Origin of the sequence: Erwinia aphidicola (genome assembly GCF_014773485.1) — a bacterium.
GTDB lineage: Bacteria > Pseudomonadota > Gammaproteobacteria > Enterobacterales > Enterobacteriaceae > Erwinia > Erwinia aphidicola.
The window spans coordinates 41,428-59,764 of the sequence record NZ_JACXBP010000009.1 but is presented as its reverse complement, the minus strand read 5'-3'; the positions used below and the strand labels follow the sequence as shown (position 1 = coordinate 59,764).

General features: G+C 55.2%; 15 protein-coding genes. 3 read left to right on the top strand and 12 right to left on the bottom strand.

Annotated elements, in window-relative coordinates; translation table 11 throughout:
* Window positions 1-100: 100 nt before the first annotated feature.
* The 10 genes from bcsQ to ID864_RS18760 all read right to left on the bottom strand — a co-directional run bounded on the left by bcsQ (window position 101) and on the right by ID864_RS18760 (window position 11,514).
* The gene (bcsQ, locus tag ID864_RS18805) at window positions 101-898 is read right to left on the bottom strand and encodes a cellulose biosynthesis protein BcsQ (protein WP_048917845.1); all 798 of its coding nucleotides are present in this window, start codon (window positions 896-898) and stop codon (window positions 101-103) included.
* On the bottom strand, window positions 889-1,590 hold the full coding sequence (bcsO, locus tag ID864_RS18800; protein ID WP_099754324.1) for a cellulose biosynthesis protein BcsO: 702 nt from the start codon (window positions 1,588-1,590) through the stop codon (window positions 889-891). Before bcsO ends, bcsQ begins: the two co-directional genes overlap by 10 nt.
* Window positions 1,591-2,191: 601 nt before the next feature.
* Window positions 2,192-3,193, bottom strand: coding sequence for a dipeptide ABC transporter ATP-binding subunit DppF (gene dppF, locus ID864_RS18795; protein WP_048917850.1), 1,002 nt, complete (start codon window positions 3,191-3,193; stop codon window positions 2,192-2,194).
* A complete protein-coding gene (gene dppD, locus ID864_RS18790) occupies window positions 3,183-4,169 on the bottom strand; it encodes a dipeptide ABC transporter ATP-binding protein (RefSeq protein ID WP_048917851.1) in 987 nt (328 codons plus the stop codon). The genes dppF and dppD overlap by 11 nt, the downstream gene beginning before the upstream one ends.
* A gap of 8 nt (window positions 4,170-4,177) precedes the next feature.
* Window positions 4,178-5,080: a dipeptide ABC transporter permease DppC gene (gene dppC, locus ID864_RS18785; protein ID WP_099754325.1), complete on the bottom strand. Its 903-nt coding sequence runs from the start codon at window positions 5,078-5,080 to the stop codon at window positions 4,178-4,180.
* A 9-nt stretch (window positions 5,081-5,089) separates the two neighbouring features.
* Entirely contained in the window at window positions 5,090-6,109 is a 1,020-nt protein-coding gene (gene dppB / locus ID864_RS18780) for a dipeptide ABC transporter permease DppB (RefSeq protein ID WP_048917853.1), read from the bottom strand.
* A gap of 133 nt (window positions 6,110-6,242) precedes the next feature.
* Window positions 6,243-7,853: a dipeptide ABC transporter periplasmic-binding protein DppA gene (gene dppA / locus ID864_RS18775; RefSeq protein WP_048917854.1), complete on the bottom strand. Its 1,611-nt coding sequence runs from the start codon at window positions 7,851-7,853 to the stop codon at window positions 6,243-6,245.
* 682 nt (window positions 7,854-8,535) lie between these two features.
* Window positions 8,536-10,203 (bottom strand): kdo(2)-lipid A phosphoethanolamine 7''-transferase, encoded by a 1,668-nt coding sequence (eptB, locus tag ID864_RS18770; protein WP_048917855.1) that lies wholly within the window; start codon window positions 10,201-10,203, stop codon window positions 8,536-8,538.
* A gap of 327 nt (window positions 10,204-10,530) precedes the next feature.
* Window positions 10,531-10,962 carry an organic hydroperoxide resistance protein gene (locus ID864_RS18765; protein ID WP_048917856.1) on the bottom strand — a complete coding sequence of 144 codons (432 nt, stop codon included), beginning with the start codon at window positions 10,960-10,962 and terminating at the stop codon, window positions 10,531-10,533.
* 93 nt (window positions 10,963-11,055) lie between these two features.
* On the bottom strand, window positions 11,056-11,514 hold the full coding sequence (locus ID864_RS18760; protein ID WP_048917857.1) for a MarR family winged helix-turn-helix transcriptional regulator: 459 nt from the start codon (window positions 11,512-11,514) through the stop codon (window positions 11,056-11,058).
* A gap of 64 nt (window positions 11,515-11,578) precedes the next feature.
* Between ID864_RS18760 and ID864_RS18755 the strand changes: the two genes are divergently transcribed.
* Together ID864_RS18755 and ID864_RS18750 are read left to right on the top strand one after the other, a co-directional pair.
* Window positions 11,579-12,169, top strand: a complete 591-nt coding sequence (locus tag ID864_RS18755) for an HD domain-containing protein (protein WP_048917858.1) — start codon at window positions 11,579-11,581, stop codon at window positions 12,167-12,169.
* A gap of 131 nt (window positions 12,170-12,300) precedes the next feature.
* Window positions 12,301-12,972 (top strand): hypothetical protein, encoded by a 672-nt coding sequence (locus ID864_RS18750; protein WP_048918602.1) that lies wholly within the window; start codon window positions 12,301-12,303, stop codon window positions 12,970-12,972.
* Here the strand turns inward: ID864_RS18750 and ID864_RS18745 are convergent.
* On the bottom strand, window positions 12,941-13,387 hold the full coding sequence (locus ID864_RS18745; protein WP_191150212.1) for a CaiF/GrlA family transcriptional regulator: 447 nt from the start codon (window positions 13,385-13,387) through the stop codon (window positions 12,941-12,943). The two genes, ID864_RS18750 and ID864_RS18745, sit on opposite strands and share 32 nt — an antisense overlap.
* 69 nt (window positions 13,388-13,456) lie before the next feature.
* Complete coding sequence (locus tag ID864_RS18740) at window positions 13,457-16,663, bottom strand: autotransporter outer membrane beta-barrel domain-containing protein (RefSeq protein WP_191150211.1); 3,207 nt, start codon at window positions 16,661-16,663, stop codon at window positions 13,457-13,459.
* A gap of 682 nt (window positions 16,664-17,345) precedes the next feature.
* On the opposite strand from ID864_RS18740, the gene ID864_RS18735 reads away from it, so the two are divergent.
* Complete coding sequence (locus ID864_RS18735) at window positions 17,346-18,290, top strand: metallophosphoesterase (protein ID WP_191150210.1); 945 nt, start codon at window positions 17,346-17,348, stop codon at window positions 18,288-18,290.
* The last annotated feature ends 47 nt before the right edge of the window (window positions 18,291-18,337 follow it).

Here is an 18,337-nt window from a genome sequence, read left to right as displayed (position 1 = left end):
CACGCGTCTTCAGACTTCCGTGCCCGGCGTTATACTCTTCATACTTCAAGCTGCATGCGCGTTGGCTGCAACTCGAGTTATTTTGGGTACAGGCCTAAAGTTAACGAGAGTTCAGCGGGGCGTGCATTTCGCCGTCACCGACTTTGATGTTAAGCAGCGCCGCAAGACGCTTGCCGACCAGCTCAATATCAAAGGCCGCGGCTGAGACCGGGCTAAAATCAAAAATCGACTGCTGGGAAGCGTTGGCCTCCGCCACGCTCTCATCGCGGTTGACCACGCCCAGCAGCCTGTCGCCAAGGCGCTGCTGCATAAAGGCGGTCACATCGCGGCTGATATTGCGGCGGTTGTCGCTTTGGTTGAGCACAAAATAGTGACCGCTGCGATGGTTAAGCGCGCCGCCGATCATTTTTTCGTTCTCAATCTGCGGCAGCAGCGACAGAGAGGCGGTATCCGCCAGCATCACCACTAAATGCATATCGGCAAGTGCGGTCATAGCTTTAAGCGCCGGGCCTGGGCCTGGCGGGAAATCCGCGATAATCGCCAGGCCAGGATAGTTGAGGACGCTGTGCAGCCCGCGCGCAAGGAAGTTGGGGTCACGTGTCAGATTGTTTTCAAACTCAACGCGTTGCTCTTCGCTGACCTCCCCGTAAGGCAGGACAAAAATATTGCCGCCGGTGGTGAGGATCGACTGACTCCAGTCGGAAGATTCCGCTGATTTCGCCACAAAGCCACGTCCGTCGGCCAGCGGCACGCCAAAGTGCAGGCGCAGGGCGTTCTGCACGTCAAAATCGATAGCCAGCACCTTGCTGCCGCCGCGTGCGAGGGCATGAGCAAGGTTGGCCGCCATGGTGGTTTTACCCACACCGCCTTTAGGGGAGCAGACGCAAACTAACGGCATGAGGCAATTTTCTCCAGCAGGGGTTGTAACAACACATCCTTCGACAGCGCCTGAGGAGCAGGGGCCGCAGCCGGACTAAACAACTGTTTGAAGCTCGCGTTAACCGGGGCCGCAGCCGCCATAACGGGCTGTGGGGCGGCCGCGGCCGCAACGGGCTGAGGCGCCTGAGCCACAGGGGCCGGGGCGCTTTGCACGACCGGTTTAACCGGCGTGCTGGCTGACAGCTGTTCGAGCAGGGAAGAGCCAGCCATGGCAGTCTGGCGGGCAAGCGGCATGGCGCGCAGCGGCGCAGCATCCGCTACCGGTGTCGCCGCAGCGACGGGCTGCGCTGTTGCGACTTCAGGCGGTCCCGCCTGCAGCGAGGCGGAAATACTGTCGAGCAGCGAGGCGCCGATCTTATCGTTAGCCAATGGCGCGGCCGCAACATAAGAGTGGACCGGTAAATGTGGTGCCACCGCAGGCATTTCCGCTGGCGGGGGGCTAAAGGCAGCGGAATCGATCGGCTGCGGTGACGCCAGATCGATACGCTGACGGTTATCCAGCACCGACCCTGCGCCCTCATTCAGCAACTGTTTGATTATCGCCCAGTTGGTGCTGTCAGAATTGATCGCCTGCTCAGACATGTCTTTGAATTCAATATGGTTTGTTTGCGTTTTTTCTTTAAAACGCTGCAGGTCATCATAGCTTTTCATGAGAATGATCGCGCAAGGTGGATGTTTTCGCGGCAATATAACATATAAAGTTTAAATCACTCAGACTAATCTCATATCACAGATAGAAGGTTTTGAAAGAATAAATAACGTGAAATAAGTAAAATAATTAATTGCAGGGGTTATATATCAGCACAGTGATTATTTGCCTTAGGTGATTATTTCGCGTATTTCCTGGCGGCCATTTCATTTAAATGAAATACCTTCCTCATATTTACGCTTTCCCGATGCGACGTTTTCCTTTTAATTATTAAGGCTATCCCATAATCCTCTGCCACCTAAAGAAAATTTGACATAAGTCACTACGAAAGCCCTGTCCAACCTCCTGTTTCTTCGACCTGCCCTGATTGGGCTTAGGGAGGATAGATTAGGATGGTTTTTTATACAGCATAGCAGCGGATGCAGAACCATGGGTTTGGCTGAAGAATTTTGTGCGATAGGGAAGAGAGGGCCGGCCGGAAAAAAGGGTCGGCCCCTACAAACGTCTGTGCGGCAACGTAGGGGTCGACCTTTCGTTTTGGTCGACCCGCAGAATTGAAAGGCCGACCGGAAAAGAAGGTCGGCCTCTACAGGATTGCCGCAGTCAGGTCGTCGGGTTTTCGTCCTGGTCGACCGCGAAGCAGGCAACCTGCTGACCGCCGTAGGACTTCAGCTGCGGCTGAAGCTGCACGCAGGTGCCGAACTGGCGGCGGCAGCGGGCATTAAAGGCGCAGCCCGGTGGCGGGTTGAGCGGGCTTGGCAGCTCGCCGGTCAGCTTGATGCGCTCGCGGCGCTCATCCGGGTTAAGGCGTGGGGTGGCCGACAGCAGCGCCTGGGTGTAAGGGTGGCGCGGATTGGCAAAAATCTCCTCTTTACTGCCCTTCTCCACGCAGCGGCCCAGGTACATCACCATCACTTCATCAGCGATATGCTCAACCACCGACAGGTCGTGCGAGATAAACACGTACGACAGCCCCAGATCCTGCTGCAGGTCCATCATCAGGTTCAGCACCTGCGCACGCACCGACACGTCGAGCGCGGAAACCGGCTCGTCGGCAATCAGCACGTCCGGGTCGAGCATCAGGCCGCGTGCAATGGCGATACGCTGACGCTGGCCGCCGGAGAACATATGCGGATAGCGGTCGTAATGCTCGGTTTTCAGGCCGACCTTGGCCATCATCTCCAGGGTTTTCTCGCGGCGCTCCGCTTTGCTCAGACTGGTGTTAATCAGCAGCGGCTCTTCAAGGATCTGGCTGACCTTTTTACGCGGGTTCAGAGAACCGTACGGGTTCTGGAAGACGATCTGGATTTTCTGACGGCGCAGCTTCTGCGCTTCCGGGTCGTGCTTCAGCAGGTCCTGCCCCTGATAGAACAGCTGCCCCTCGGTCGGGGTTTCGATCATCGTCAGCAGGCGGCCCAGCGTGGACTTGCCGCAGCCGGACTCGCCGACCACCGCCAGGGTTTTGCCGCGCTCCAGATCGAACGACACGCCGTCCAGCGCTTTGACCAGTCGCTCCTGGCCAAACAACCCCTTTTTCACCGGGTAGTGTTTTTTCAGGTCGATGGCCTGCATCAGCAGCGTGGCTTTATCGTGTTCAGGCTTCATAAGTTGGTCTCCCGGCATCATCCAGTGGGAAATGACATTTGGACTGACGCCCGGCAATATCATGCAGTGACGGCTCTTCGCTGCGGCAGCGATCCTGCGCATACGGGCAGCGCGGGTTGAGCAGGCAGCCGTTCGGGCGGTCATATTTGCCCGGCACCACGCCCGGCAGCGATGCCAGACGCGCTTTATCCGCCGCGAACTCCGGCAGCGCACGCAGCAGCGCCTGAGTGTACGGATGGCGCGGCGCTTTAAAGATGTCCACCGCTTTACCGGTTTCCACCACCTGCCCCGCGTACATCACGATAATATGCTGGGCGGCTTCCGCCACCAGCGCCAGATCGTGGGTAATCAGGATCAGCGCCATATTCTCCTGGCGCTGCAGATCGAGCAACAGCTCGATGATCTGCGCCTGAATCGTCACGTCGAGCGCCGTGGTTGGCTCATCGGCGATCAGCAGCTTCGGCCGGCAGGCGATCGCCATGGCGATCATCACGCGCTGACTCATCCCGCCGGAGAGCTGGTGCGGGTAAACGTCAAGGCGCGAAGCCGGATCAGGGATACCGACCTGGTTCAGCAGGTCGATAGCGCGCTGGCGACGGGTGCGCTTGTTGCCGCCCTGATGCACCTTTATCGCTTCCATAATCTGGAAGCCCACGGTGTAGCACGGGTTGAGGCTGGTCATCGGGTCCTGGAAAATCATCGCCACTTCCGAGCCCACCAGCTGGCGGCGCTCTTTTTCGGAGATGCGTTTCAGGTCGCGCTGGTTAAACACCAGGTTGTCGGCCATCACTTTGCCGGGGTAATCAATCAGCCCCATAATCGCCAGCGAGCTGACCGATTTGCCGGAGCCGGATTCACCGACGATCCCGACAACCTGCCCCTGCTCGACCTGATAGCTGATGCGGTCGACGGCGCGGAACGGTGCTTTTTCGTCACCGAAATGCACCGAGAGTTTATCTACTGTTAAGAGTGCCATCTCGCTGCCTACTGTTTGAGTTTCGGGTCAAGAGCGTCGCGTAAGCCGTCGCCCATCAGGTTAAATGCCAGTACCGTCAGCAGAATGGCAACACCCGGGAAGGTGACCACCCACCAGGCACTTTGCGCGAACTGCAGCACGTCGGAGAGCATCGTGCCCCACTCCGGCGTTGGCGGCTGCGCACCCATACCCAGGAAACCCAGCGCGGCCATATCGAGGATCGCGTTGGAAAAACCGAGAGACGCCTGCACGATCAGCGGTGCCAGGCAGTTTGGTAAAATATTGACGAACATCTGGCGCACTGCACCGGCTCCGGCCACGCGGGAAGCGGTAACGTAATCACGCGTCACTTCCACCAGCACCGCAGCACGGGTCAGACGGATGTAGTGCGGCAGGGCAACAAAGGTCAGCGCTATCGAGGCGTTAACAATCGACGGGCCGAAGATAGCCACCAGCACCAGCGCCAGCAGCAGGCTTGGCAGCGCCAGCATGATATCGACCAGGCGCATAATCGCCGCGTCGACCGCCCCGCCGACATAACCGGCAATCAGGCCGAAGATCACGCCGAAAATCAGCGACAGCACCACCACCAGGCAGCCGACCAGCAGCGACAGGCGCGCACCGTACATCAGACGCGACAGCACATCGCGGCCCACGTCATCAGTACCGAAGAGATATTGCCAGCTGCCGCCTTCCTGCCAGGCTGGCGGCTTCAGCAGCGCATCGCGGAACTGTTCGGCGGGCGCGTGCGGGGCCAGTACGTTGGCAAACACCGCGATAATGATCATCAGAACCACGTAAACCAGGCCGATCACCGCGCCTTTGTTACGCTTAAAGTAGTGCCAGAATTCCTGTATCGGGGTCATCGGCTTGGGTGCAGCGCTGACGCTGCCTGGATCCACAACAGACATGTTGGCCCCTTATTTCTTGTGACGGATGCGCGGGTTAACCACGCCGTAAAGCACGTCGACCAGCAGGTTGACGAAGATAATCAGCGTAGCCACCATCAGCACGCCACCCTGAACCACCGGGTAGTCACGGCGCTGTAGTGCGTCGATTAACCAGCGCCCCAGGCCCGGCCAGGAGAAGATGGTTTCCGTGAGGATGGCCCCGGCCAGCAGCGTGCCGACCTGAAGACCGATCACCGTGACCACCGGCAGCATGGCGTTGCGCAGCGCGTGAACCACGATCACCCGCATCGGCGTCAGCCCCTTGGCGCGCGCGGTGCGAATGTAGTCTTCGCCCAGCACTTCCAGCATCGCCGAGCGCGTCATACGCACGATCACCGCCAGCGGGATGGTGCCCAGCACGATGGCAGGCAGGATCATATGCATCACGGCGTCTTTAAAGTCGCCCGGCTCGCCCCAGAAAAGCGTGTCGATCAGCATAAAGCCGGTCAGCGGCATGCTGTCATCGAGGAACACCGTATCGCCCACACGCCCGGATACCGGGGTGAGGTTGAGCTGCACCGACACCAGCATGATCAGCATCATCCCCCACCAGAAGATAGGCATGGAGTAACCGGTCAGGGAGATGCCCACCGCGGTGTGGTCGAAGATCGAGCCGCGTTTTACCGCAGCCAGCACGCCTACCGGGATGCCGACGGCAACGGCAAACAGCATCGCGCAGATGCCCAGTTCCAGCGTGGCCTTAAAGCGCGGAACGAACTCGTCCCACACCGGCACGCGGCTTTTTAGTGACAGGCCCAAATCGCCATGCATGACACCGTTGATATAGGTGATGTACTGCTGCCAGAGTGGCTTATCCAGACCAAGCTGGGCCATCAGCTGTGCGTGACGTTCCGGGGAGATCCCGCGCTCGCCCACCATAATCATCACCGGGTCACCGGGGATCATATGAACAAACGCGAAGGTTAACAGGGTGATACCGATAAACGTCGGGATGACAAGTCCCAGACGTCGGAGTATGAACTGCAGCATAATCCGTGTTCTCTTTTATTTCCTGCAGCCGTAACCGACAGGATTATTATTGCTCACATCTTGCGAAAGAAGGGCCAGGAATGCCTGGCCCCTACGCAATTTACGGGGAGTTGTAGCTCTCCAACCCGCCGTATTATTCCTGGATATCAACCTGCGCGAAGTAGTGACCGCCCAGTGGATCCACTTTGTAATCTTTCACTTTCTTACTCACTGGCTCATACACGGTAGAGTGGGCGATGATCAGCGCTGGAGCCTGATCGTGCATCACCACCTGAGCCTGCTTGTAGTACTCAATACGTTTGTTGTGATCGTCAGTGGCACGCGCCGGCTGGATCTGATCTTCAAACGGCTTGTAGCACCAGCGTGAATAGTTAGAACCGTCTTTCGCTGCGGCACAGCTGAACAGGGTGGCGAAGAAGTTATCCGGGTCCCCATTGTCGCCGGTCCAGCCCATCATCACGGTCTGGTGTTCACCCGCTTTGGCACGCTTCAGGTACTCGCCCCACTCGTAGGTGACGATCTTGGCTTTCACGCCCACTTTCGCCCAGTCGCTCTGGATCATCTCGGCCATACGGCGCGCGTTCGGGTTATAAGGGCGCTGTACCGGCATCGCCCACAGGTCGATGGAGAAACCATCCGCCATGCCCGCTTCTTTCAGCAGCGCTTTGGCTTTCTCCGGGTCATAGCCATAGTCCTGAATCGCGTCGTTGTAGCCCCACATTGTTGGTGGGATCAGGTTCTTCGCTTCCTGGCCTGCGCCCTGGTAGACCGCTTCGATAATCGCTTTCTTATTCACCGCCATGGTCAGTGCCTGACGCACTTTCAGGTTATCCAGCGGCTTTTTCTCAACGTTGAACGACAGGTAGCCAACGTTCAAGCCAGGCTGTTCCATCAGGTTGATATTTTTATCTTCTTTCATGCGCGCGATATCAGCCGGGTTCGGGTACGGCATCACCTGGCACTCGCCCTTCTGCATTTTGGCATAGCGTACGGAAGCATCTGGGGTGATGGAGAACACCAGACGATCAATCTTCGGCTTGGTGCCCCAGTAGTCAGTGTTCGCTTTGTACAGAATGCGTGAATCTTTCTGGTACTGCAGCAGCTGGAACGGACCGGTACCGACCGGGTTCAGGTCGAGTTTGTCCGGCGTGCCGGCTTTTAGCATGTTGTCAGCGTATTCGGCAGACAGGATAGACGCGAAGTCCATGCCGAGGTCAGCCAGGAACGGTGATTCCGGGCGCGTCAGCTCGAAACGCACGGTGTAATCATCAACCTTAACGATTTTGCTAATCAGGTTAGGCATATCCATGCCTTCGAAATATTCGTAGCTGCCGCCGGAAACGCCGTGATATTTGTTGTTTTTATCCAACTGGCGTTCGAACGAGAACACCACATCATCCGCGTTGAAGTCACGCGTTGGCTTGAAATCTTTGGTGGTCTGCCACTTCACGCCTTTACGCAGGTGGAAGGTATAGGTTTTACCGTCTGCGCTGACATCCCATTTCTCTGCCAGGGCCGGGTGTAATTCAGTGGTACCGATGGTGAACTCAACCAGACGGTTGTAGATCTGACGCGAGCTGGCGTCATAAGTAGTGCCAGAGGTGAATAACTGTGGGTTAAAACCTTCAGGCGAACCTTCAGAACAATAAACCAGGGTTTTTGCCTGAACACCTGTGGCGATCAGCAGTGCAATGGCGCTGAGACCGACTTTCAGCATCCCGGATTTAGCCAGGGAAATACTCATGCTTTAGCTCCAATAAGTGATGTGATGTTGTGTGCTGTACGCCGACCGATAATTTTTGTGGGTGGTCTGTGCGTGGTGCCTTGCGGCTACAGTTAATCTGGCGGGGTTTGTGGGTTTCTGAAGCCGTGGACACTATCAGACAAATCCCCTTACCTTTTGTACTGAGGGTCCAATTTGTCAATAGTTTCAAGGAACGTCAATACAAGCGTCGGGTATTTACTCAGAGTGTGAGAAACAGCAAGCAAATATTAAAAAAACAATTCAATAACATTTGCAGTTTAAAAACGCACCACATCCATTCAACCTGGAATGAATCACTGCCTGACAGCCTGCATGACAGAACATCACGCCGAAAAAAAACTCGTAAAATAGTCCATGAAACGCTGCATTTTGCGTCATAAAAATGTCTATATGACGTACTTATAGGTAAAAATGCTGCAACGCAGGTATAAGAAACGATCAACAAGTCAGGAGCGGTCATAAGCGCAACGCGGCGCGAATTAAGTGAGCGATCGCAGGTGGGATAAGGAATTTATGCGGGTAATAAGGAATTTTTTTGGCAGGGAAAGTAGACGGGTAAAAACAAGGGAGTAGCAGAATATCCGGCGGGGATATTATAACCGTAGGGTCGAGGCATGCCTCGACCGGGCCAGGCATGCCTGGCCCCTACCAAAGCGGGTATTTACGGTTTCGCACACCAGTTGTTGGCCTGCTTGATGCCGCCATCCGGCGAGGTGTAGCCCAGGCAGCCGAGAATGGTGTCGAACAGCTCAACGTGACGGTGGGTTTTACCCGCCTTCTGCTCGGCCTGCAGGCGCTCAAAGGCGCTTTTGTTATTCGGGTCTTCAAGATACTTATCCGACGCCCACACCATCATCGGCACGCGGAACTGCTCCGGTGGTGCCATGTTGCGCGGCGTGCCGTGCAGGTGCATGTTCTCGTCGATCGACTCGCCGTGGTCCGCAGCATAGAACACGATGGCTTTCTTATCGCGCAGCTGATCAAACACGCTGTCGAGCATGGTGTCGACATACAGAATCGAGTTGTCATAGGCGTTAATCAACATCTCTTTACTGCAGGTATCGTCCACGCCCATACATTCCGGCTGGTAGCGGGCGAAACTGCGCGGATAGCGCTGAGAATACAGGTAGTGCGAGCCTTTGGTGTGCAGGATAACCAGATGCTTGCCCTTAGGATGGTCATCAATCGAGGTTTTCAGCTCCGGGATCAGCAGCATATCGTCAACCGATTTACCCTGATTACGCTGCTCTGAACCGATCTGCTCGCGGAAGGCATAGCTGTCCGCGTTGGTGTTGTTGTAGAACCACACTTCGCTCTGCATCGCGTACAGATCTGAGCTGAAGCCCAGCTCTTTCAGCACCGAGAAGACGTTCTGCTCTTTCAGCGTGCGCGCCGGGCCTTCCTCTGTCCCGCCTTCGCGCACGAACATGCAGCGCAGGGAGAGCTTAGTTGAGGTGTCGCAGGATTCACCGCGGAATGCCACCAGGTTCTTCTCTTTCGACAGCTTCGGCGTGTTATCGCGACTGTAACCCAGCATTCCCATATGGTCCCAGCGCGTGGTTTCACCAATCACAAACACCACATAGGTATCGTCCAGTCCCGCCGGGGCGTTATAGGTAAACTTCTTTGCCGGGTCGAACAGGCCTTTGCTGTCCATCTCTTCGTCATAGCTGGTGTAGGCAAACAGCCCCAGCGCCGTCACCCAGTTAGACGGCAGATAGGAGTGTGCAACAACCCCGCCATAGCTAGGCAGGTCAACGTTGGTCTGCTTTTCATTGGCACTTTGCTGCTTGTCGAGGTAGCGGATAGGCCCCCAGACCAGCAGCAGGGAGAGTAACAGCGTCAGCAGCGGCTTTATGCGCTGCCCCGGGGTTTTCATCTGTGCCAGCAGCGTGCCGGGCAGGCGGTTACACCAGATCAGCATCAGCGGGATGATGCTGACCAGCACCATCCACAGGATAAAGTGGTAGCCCACCACTTCTTTTGACAGGTCGGTATCGGTGGTCATCACTGAGGCAATAATGCCGTAGCCGATCACCACGTTGAAGAAGGTCATATAGTAGCTGGCTGAAACGGAGATCACCGTCAGCAGACTGACGGTAATGCGCCAGAACCATTTTCCGCCCAGCGAGAGCAGGCGCAGCAGAAAGAAGGAGAGCAGGAATGCCGCCATCACTTCGGCCAGCATCGAGAACGCCTTGAGGGCGTCAAATTTCGCCAATAGGGGTTCGAAACGACGATAAAATACCGGGATATTCAGTAAAATCCCGATATAAAAAGCCAGCAATAACGACAATTTCTGCTGGGTAAGCATTTTAATATAATTCATTCGACCTTAATCCTGGCTTTAACCAAACAATTACTAAACACGTTCTGAACGCTAATCAGACCCTGGCACTGCGTCAGAGTTCGACCACAAAGCCAATAATCCTTAATGCCGCCAATAACCAGAGAAGTCTGATGGTGGGTAAGGGGCGATCTCACAGGAGGGGCGTTAGTAAAACACACTTGCGGGGGTTAGTCTGCGCAACGGCGATATTTTCGGCAATATAGCGATAAAACGGTCACGTGGTTGTCTGGTAAAACAGCAAACGGGGGGAGAAAACTGCCCCGTTGCGGCAGCGATACCTGGCGGTATCGCTGCAAAAGTCAGGTGTTAGTCGTTGATAATATTCAGCGTGACGTCAATATTGCCGCGCGTGGCGTTAGAGTAAGGGCAGACGATATGTGCCGCATCCACCAGCTTCTGCGCTTCAGCGCTGTCCATGCCCGGCAGATGAATATTCAGCGTCGCTTCAATGCCAAAACCGGTCGGCAGCGGGCCAATACCCACTTCGCCTTCGATAAATGCCTCTTTCGGCATGGAGAACTTGTCACGGCCGGCAACAAACTTCATCGCGCCGAGGAAGCAGGCAGAGTAACCTGCGGCGAACAGCTGCTCCGGGTTGGTCACTTCACCGCCTGCCCCGCCCATCTCTTTCGGCACGCCCAGTTTAATATCCAGCACGCCGTCGGAGGAAGTGGCACGGCCATCACGACCACCGGTGGCTTTGGCTTTTGCGCGGTAAACAACTTTTTCTAAAGACATGGTAAGGCTCCTCAGTTGATTTATTCGCGATGAAATCGCGTGCTATTTAAATGGCTCTATAGGGTTAATGTTGCTTTTATCTTCGCCACGCGATCAGCCGTTAAGGTTATCGCGCAGCGTTTCCAGTTCGCCTTTCAACGCCTGTAATTTTTCGACTTCGCAGGCAGAGGCACAGTGCACCGACTCGGGTATATTCAGCGCCTTCTGGCGCAGCTGTTCACCCTGCTGCGTTAAGGTCACTACCACCTGACGCTCATCCTTGCGCGAGCGCTGACGGTGCAGCAGCCCCGCCGTTTCCAGCCGTTTCAGCAGCGGGGTTAAGGTTGCCGAATCGAGAAACAGGCGTTCGCCAATCTCAGAGACCGTGACATCATCCCGCTCCCACAGCACCATCATCACCAGATATTGCGGATAGGTGATCTCCAGTGGGGCCAGCAGCTGGCGGTAGAGCTTATGCAGCGCCAGGTTGGCAGAATAAAGTGCGAAGCACAGCTGCTGGTCGAGCAGCAGTGGCGCATCCTTCACTTTTTTGTCATCTTTATCTGTAGTCATGACAAACAATATAAATAGTGCACTATATAATTGCAAGCGACTTTATGCCCGGGAGAAAATCATGCTGCAAACACTGGAAGAGCAGGCGCGTCGCTATGCCACCAAAGCCCATGCCGACGCGGGCCAGCGCCGCAAATATACCGATGAGCCCTATATTGTCCATCCGGCGGCGGTGGTTGAACTGGTGCGTAGCGTCTGTGACGACGAAGAGATGCTGGCCGCCGCATGGCTGCACGACACCGTTGAAGACACGCCGAACACCTTAAATGATATCCGCAACGACTTCGGCGAGCGGGTGGCTTCGCTGGTTGAGATGCTGACCAATCGCGGTGCCACTGCCGGGCAGAACCGGGCAGCGCGCAAACTCGCCCATTTCCGCCACACCCAACAGGCCAGCCCCGATGCACAAACCATCAAGCTGGCCGACATTATCGACAACACGCGTTCAATTGTTCATTTCGATCCGCATTTTGCCAGGGTCTACCTGATTGAGAAACGCGTGCAGATCCAGCTTCTTACCGCCGGAAACCGGACGCTGTGGCAGCAGGCAGAACAGGTTATCGAGCAGGGGATTAGTCAGCTCAGCCAGCCGCCGCATAACGTCCCGGAAAGCTGGTTTATTCAACAGGAAGCAAAATATCGCCTGAAAGAGTAACGCTGCGGCGCGCTGGTTTGTGACGCACTGACTTAGCTTTTTGTGTCGCAAATTTCAGTAAAGCATAAAAGGAGTAGTTTCCAAAAAAACGCTCCCTATAATTGCCGTCCCTTGTGACACCGGGAGGCAACATGTCTGCAGATTTACGAATAATTATAAATAAAACACTCTCTTTTATCGGCCTGGCAGCCTTTCTCAGCCTGATGATGGGCCTGATCTTTATCGACGTGGTGTGGATGAATAACGCCGTCCATGAGGCCTCTTTCACCGAGTGCGCTCAGGAGATCATGCTGGGACTGATGGCGCTGCTGTTTTTCTGGCGCGCCTGGCGTTCGCCAGCGGAGCGGTCGATGATGGTGCTGGCCGGTGGCTTTTTCTGCTGCATGCTGATCCGCGAGATGGATTTCCTGTTCGATGAGTGGCGCCACGGCAGCTGGTTCTGGTTTGCGCTGGCCGTTGCGCTGAGCTGTCTGGCTATCGCTCTGCGTAAACCCGCCACCCTCATCAGCGGTCTGGCGGCCTTTATGCGCCACCCGGCATGGAACATGATGACGGCAGGAATGATCACCATTCTGGTCTTTTCACGGCTGTTTGGCATGCACGAGCTTTGGCAGCATCTGATGCTGGATGGTTACAATCGGACGGTGAAGAACATGGCAGAAGAGGGCAGCGAACTGTTGGGCTATTCACTCTGTCTGTTCGCTACCTTCAGCTATTTATGGCAACGCGCCGGCCATGCTGTAGAGCAGGAAGATAGGTCTGCCTCAACCATCAGGCTTGCCCGGACATCTTCAGCTCGGTAGCCAGCGCATCGGGTTTGGGGCTCGCAACGTCGGCAAGCGGGGTTGCGGAGGTGATGTCTTCCTGTTTCTCCGGCAGTAAGAAAACATGTTCGATAAAGATTTCGTGGCACCGGTGGCGTGAGCCTTCTGCTTTTGTTTTACGCGCCTGGATGCGAACAATCGCCGTTTTTCGCAGGATGTAGGATATCTGGAAGGAGGCCCGTCGTTCCGTAATAGCAAACGCGGCGGAGATCTGCTTGCGGCCGACCCAGCTCTTCTGGCGGCAGCACCACAGGGCGATCAGGATATATAACGGCTTGTCGGCATATTCACTCAGTTCGTCAGGCACGCGCCCGCCGTCATGATTGCTTTGCCTGACAATTTTGCTGGTCCCGGGTTGTTTTTTTTCTGTACACACTGCGATTTTTTTCATCATATGCTCGCTATCCTTAGCCGGAAAAATATCCCCATCCCAGGACGAGATGGGGATAGTGTTAACAGGCAATTACCATGAGTAACTTAACCCTACGTTCGCCTGCCATGGGCGAGAGATATCATCGCCTTTGGTGTAGTTGAAGCTGGCGTAACCCCCGACATCCTTCATCAGTTTCACCTCGGCACCGGCCCCCACCTGAACCGCAGCGCCATCGATACTGTTGTTCATGCTTACGTTGTTCAGCTTCATCTCATTGCTGTCGGCAAATTCGTTGATGCCTGCCAGATGAAAGTAAGGCTTTACGTAACCCTGATTGATATCGAAGGTGTAACCCACATCAGCACCTATCTCGCCTTGCAGTGATTTGTAGTCGTCACCATTCACCACCATCCCGTTGTTCATGGTGTAGTGCACACCATCAAAGGTACGGCCGGTCGCTTTGATATAGGGTTCAGCGAAGTAGCCCCGATCGGTCCAGGTGTAACCCAACTTCATGCCCAGACCATAGCCGTTGCCGGAGAAGTCAGAACGTGAACGCTGGCCGTCCAGCATATGGGCGTCGCCGCTGTTGCTGAAGTGGTCAAACTGCGCGTGAGTATCAACAAAGATGCCACTATCGAAGTGACGTGACAGATAGAACTGCGCACCGTAACTGTCCAGATCGCCGCTGCTGTTCATCACATTCATATCTGAACGTGCAGAAGAGAAGGCCAGACCGGCTAACCAGCTGCCACCATTCCTGGCATCAAACAGGTTATCCACACCCAACATCACACCGTTGGTGTTCAGCTTATATTTAGCCCCGGCATTGGTGGTGTTTTTGCTCTTGCCGCCGAAGTATGAAACCCACACGCCGCCCTCATCACCCGCGTGACGCGAAGCCGTCATATGCTGGGCCAGTGCATCCGTCTCCATACTGGCAACGTTGACCTGTGAGGCGGCCATGCTCAGCGCCGTGGCGGCGCTGTTGGACAAGTGACCGTTGTTTTTAAAGTACACGTTGTGTTCGTCATGAACGTTATCGTTGTACTGATCAACCGCCTCATACTGCCAGACACCCATCTCAGTGCGGCCATAGAAGTGTGCATCGCTGCCCTGGCCCAGATAGTTGATAAAGCTGTGCGGGTTATAGCTGCTGGCGCCATTATTATCGCCACGGTCAGCGATATAGCCCTCTTTGGCATAGGGCTCAGCGCCGGAGTTAGCTATCGCCAGCTGATACAAGCCCTGTGCTGAACCTTTCACCTGCATGGAGCCGTAGGTGTATTCACCGCCCAGATTCAGCAACGGCTCAGCCACGGCTTTACCGATATTAACCCGTGAGGTCAGGTAGTGACCTTTGCCATCTTTATCCTGCGACAGGTTACCGTGCACCACCACGCGGGCGGCGCCGAGGTCTTCATAACGACCGCGATCGCCAAGGGTTGAGCCGTCGGTATCCACATTGATCATATTCAGGGTGGAAGCAGACAGATTCAGGTCATGCACATCACTCACGGCCGGATAATTACTGGCGGTGGCTGCGGCATTCCACACGGCACCGTTTTTCACGTTCAGATCCGGATTCCACGCGATCACATTGGTGCCACCCACAATAAAGTCCGGCTGGGATAGAGAAGTGTTGCCCGCGACGCGACCATTCAGAGTGCTGTGGTCGAGATTAACCGTTACGGGAGTCCAGGCGCCGCCGGCGTTTGCCAGCAGAGTCTGGTTTGCGCTGCTCACGGCATTTTTATAGATTGCGCTGGGGGAAAGTGAGGCGAGGATATCGCTTTGTGCCAGCGGGACGGGGGCATCTGTCGCCGTCACATCCACCAGCTGCACGTCATAACCGCTCTGACCAGATGCGGTGATATCACCATTCACCACGCTGCTGTTGCCGATATTCACGGTAGTGCCGTTGTGCTGACGGTCCAGCAGGTTGGTGTTATCCACTGCTGTGCCATTAGCCACATAATCACCGGTTTTACTGTCGCGCACCACGGATACGGTGATAACCGGGCGGTAGCCATCATGGTTCAGCTGCACGCTGCCGTTCAGCGTCGAGTTGTTCAGGTCAACGCGGTTAGCGTGGCCCGACATACTCAGCGCATTACCGGCATTGTTGACACCCCCGGTCAGGGTAGATTGGTTGCCGATCGAGACAAACAGGCCAGAACCGGCGATGGCGACTGCCGTTGAGCCTTTGTCGGCATAACGGCCATAATCGATGCCGTGATTGAGGGCCTCGCCATTATCGTCACTGCGCACCGCAGCAATGTTCTTCGCCACGATGTGCGCGTTATCCAACAGCACATTTGCGCTTTTTGCCACCTGATGAGTCAGCACGCCGCTGTTGAGCTTATGGCCCTCTTTATCAAACTGATAGTCAACGCTGCTGCTGTTGATGCTCAGGCCGATGGCGGATGGACGTTCGCTATGCGCGTACTCATCATTGCCGCCCCCGCCGACATTACCGGCAGCACCAACGCGCACCGCGTCCTGATTCAGCGTGTTATCGATAGTGGTATTTTTCACGATCAGCAGGTCGCGCGCGCGCTGGCTAGCGCTGTTTTCCTGCAGGTTACCGTTAACGGCAACGGCGGCGGTGATATCGTTTTTCAGGCTAACGACTTTGGTGTAGATCGCCGCATTTTGCAGGCCGAAGCTACCGCCGCTGCTGGTCACCGGTTTGATATAGACATCAGAGTTACGTTCCAGTACCAGGGTTTTGCTGACGGTCACAGGTATCTGATTGCCCGCAGTATCCAGCTTAACGCTACCGTCGGCGTTCTTTTGGTACTGGATAGCGCCTGATGCATCACGCTGATAGAGCGTAACGGTCTGGGTTTTTTGATAGCGCCCCTCGGCAGTGCCCATTTTCAGGCCGTCAACCACGCCAACGGGCTCGGAATAACTCTCTTTACCCTGTGAGTGGGCCAGACGTTCACCGTGAACGGCACGCTGGTCGTCTTCACCGATTGGAGAGTGAGCATCTCCGGCGAGGGATGGCGCATTGGCATCCATGTAGGCTTTGTAGCCGCTGCTATTCACCAGTGCGGCAAATCCGGGGGTGTTTGGGTTGATACCGACCCAGCGGGAGCCGGTCATGGTATCATTAACGACTGAGAGGTTGTCACCGCCAATAAATACCGACCCGCCGCCAGTATATTGTCCCGGGCCGTTATGACTGAGTGCCGTGGTGTCTTTTACTGCTGGCGTTGCGCCTGCAGTACCGCTAAAACCGACGATAATGGCAACGGTTAATGTACTCAGCCTGAAGCTATTTTTTTTCATCACTGCAATTCCTTTTTTTATAAAAAATGATTAAACAACCGGCCTGCTGGCAGCTGTTTTCACTTATCCTTTTATTTCTAAAAAAGCTCCCCACACCAGAATAAGATTTATTCCAGCGACAGAGTTTGAGCAACTTAAATTATCAAAAACGATTAATGCGGACGCTTAATACCCTCTTTTAAATAGATAGAGTACTAGTGAGTCTGTTGATTGCAGCTAATAAGTGTAAAGTAAGAATAAATGATCATAAGGATCAATTTATTTTATTAACACGCTAACACCTAACGACAGAAGCCAGAGCGCTAAAAAAACCTATCACCATGATTTTTAATCATAAAAAACCTTAAATACCCATTATCAGCTGATTATAAGTGCAACATAAATGCCGATTTAACAGCTATAAATGTCGCTATGGATTTTTTAAGAGATGACCAGCCCATTATTTCCATGTTTAAAATAAATCGCCCTGTCTATCTGTAGCACATTTAATCAAAGGCAGTAAAAAGGCGTACGGGAATATATTTTCAATCCTTAAAATAATTAAAATACTCCAGAAAAAATCGCAATTCATCCAGCAAAGTTATTCTTTTTGAAAATTTCACAAAGAATTAATAAAAGGTTCATTCAGCTTCGCTAGCTTAGTTCACCTTTAGGGAACCAGGCGCAGAAGCGGCATCACCACATGAACTCATTTGAAGCCCACCCTCACCCACTCTCGACGCTGCAGCAGCAGGCGCTCGGCTGCGTCGCGGCGCTCTACCGCCCGCCGCAGCTGAATGCGGTTACGCCGCTGGACGCCACGCTGCGCTTTGGCCTGATCGCCGACCCGCAGTACGCCGACGTCGATGCCGACGTGCCGAAGAACCTCTATTACCGGCACGCGCTGCACAAGCTGCCGCAGGCGATTGATGCGCTGAACCAGCAGCCGCTCGATTTCGTCGTGACGCTCGGTGACCTGGTGGACCGCCACTGGCCCAGCTACCAGGCGATTCTGCCGCTGTATGAAACGCTGCGCCCTCCGCATGCGATGGTGATTGGCAATCATGATGCGCGCGTCATCTCCGACCGCCTGAGCGGAGCGCATACGCCGCCCGCCGGGCTGCCGAAAAGCTACTATCAGTTCCGCCTCGCCGGGTTCCGCTTTATCGTCTTTGATGGCAATGACATCAGCCTGTACTGCAATCAGGGCAACGGCGACGAGCGGCATCAGGCCGAAGCGCAGCTCGCCGATCTGCTGGCGCGCAACCAGCCGCAGGCTAAACCGTGGAACGGCGCGGTGGGTGCGCAGCAGATGGCGTGGATTGAGCAGCAGCTGATTGCTGCTGAGCAGCGTGCAGAAACGGTGGTGGTATTCGGCCACTATCCGCTGGCGCCACACAACAGCCATAACCTGTGGAACGGCGGCGAACTTGCCGCGCTGCTGTGCCGCTACCGGGTGCGCGCCTGCTTTAGCGGCCACGACCATCGCGGCGGCTATGCGCGCATCGGCAATACCGATTTTATCACCCTGAAAGGGATGCTCGACGGCGCCGATAGCGTGCCGTTCGCGGTGGTTGAGTTGCTGGATGGCGTGCTGCGGGTGAAGGGTTCCGGCGGGGAAGTGAGCCGGATTCTGGCGGCGGATTGATGGAGTCATATTTCCGGGCCAGGCTTTTCTGACCCGGAAACCGTCAG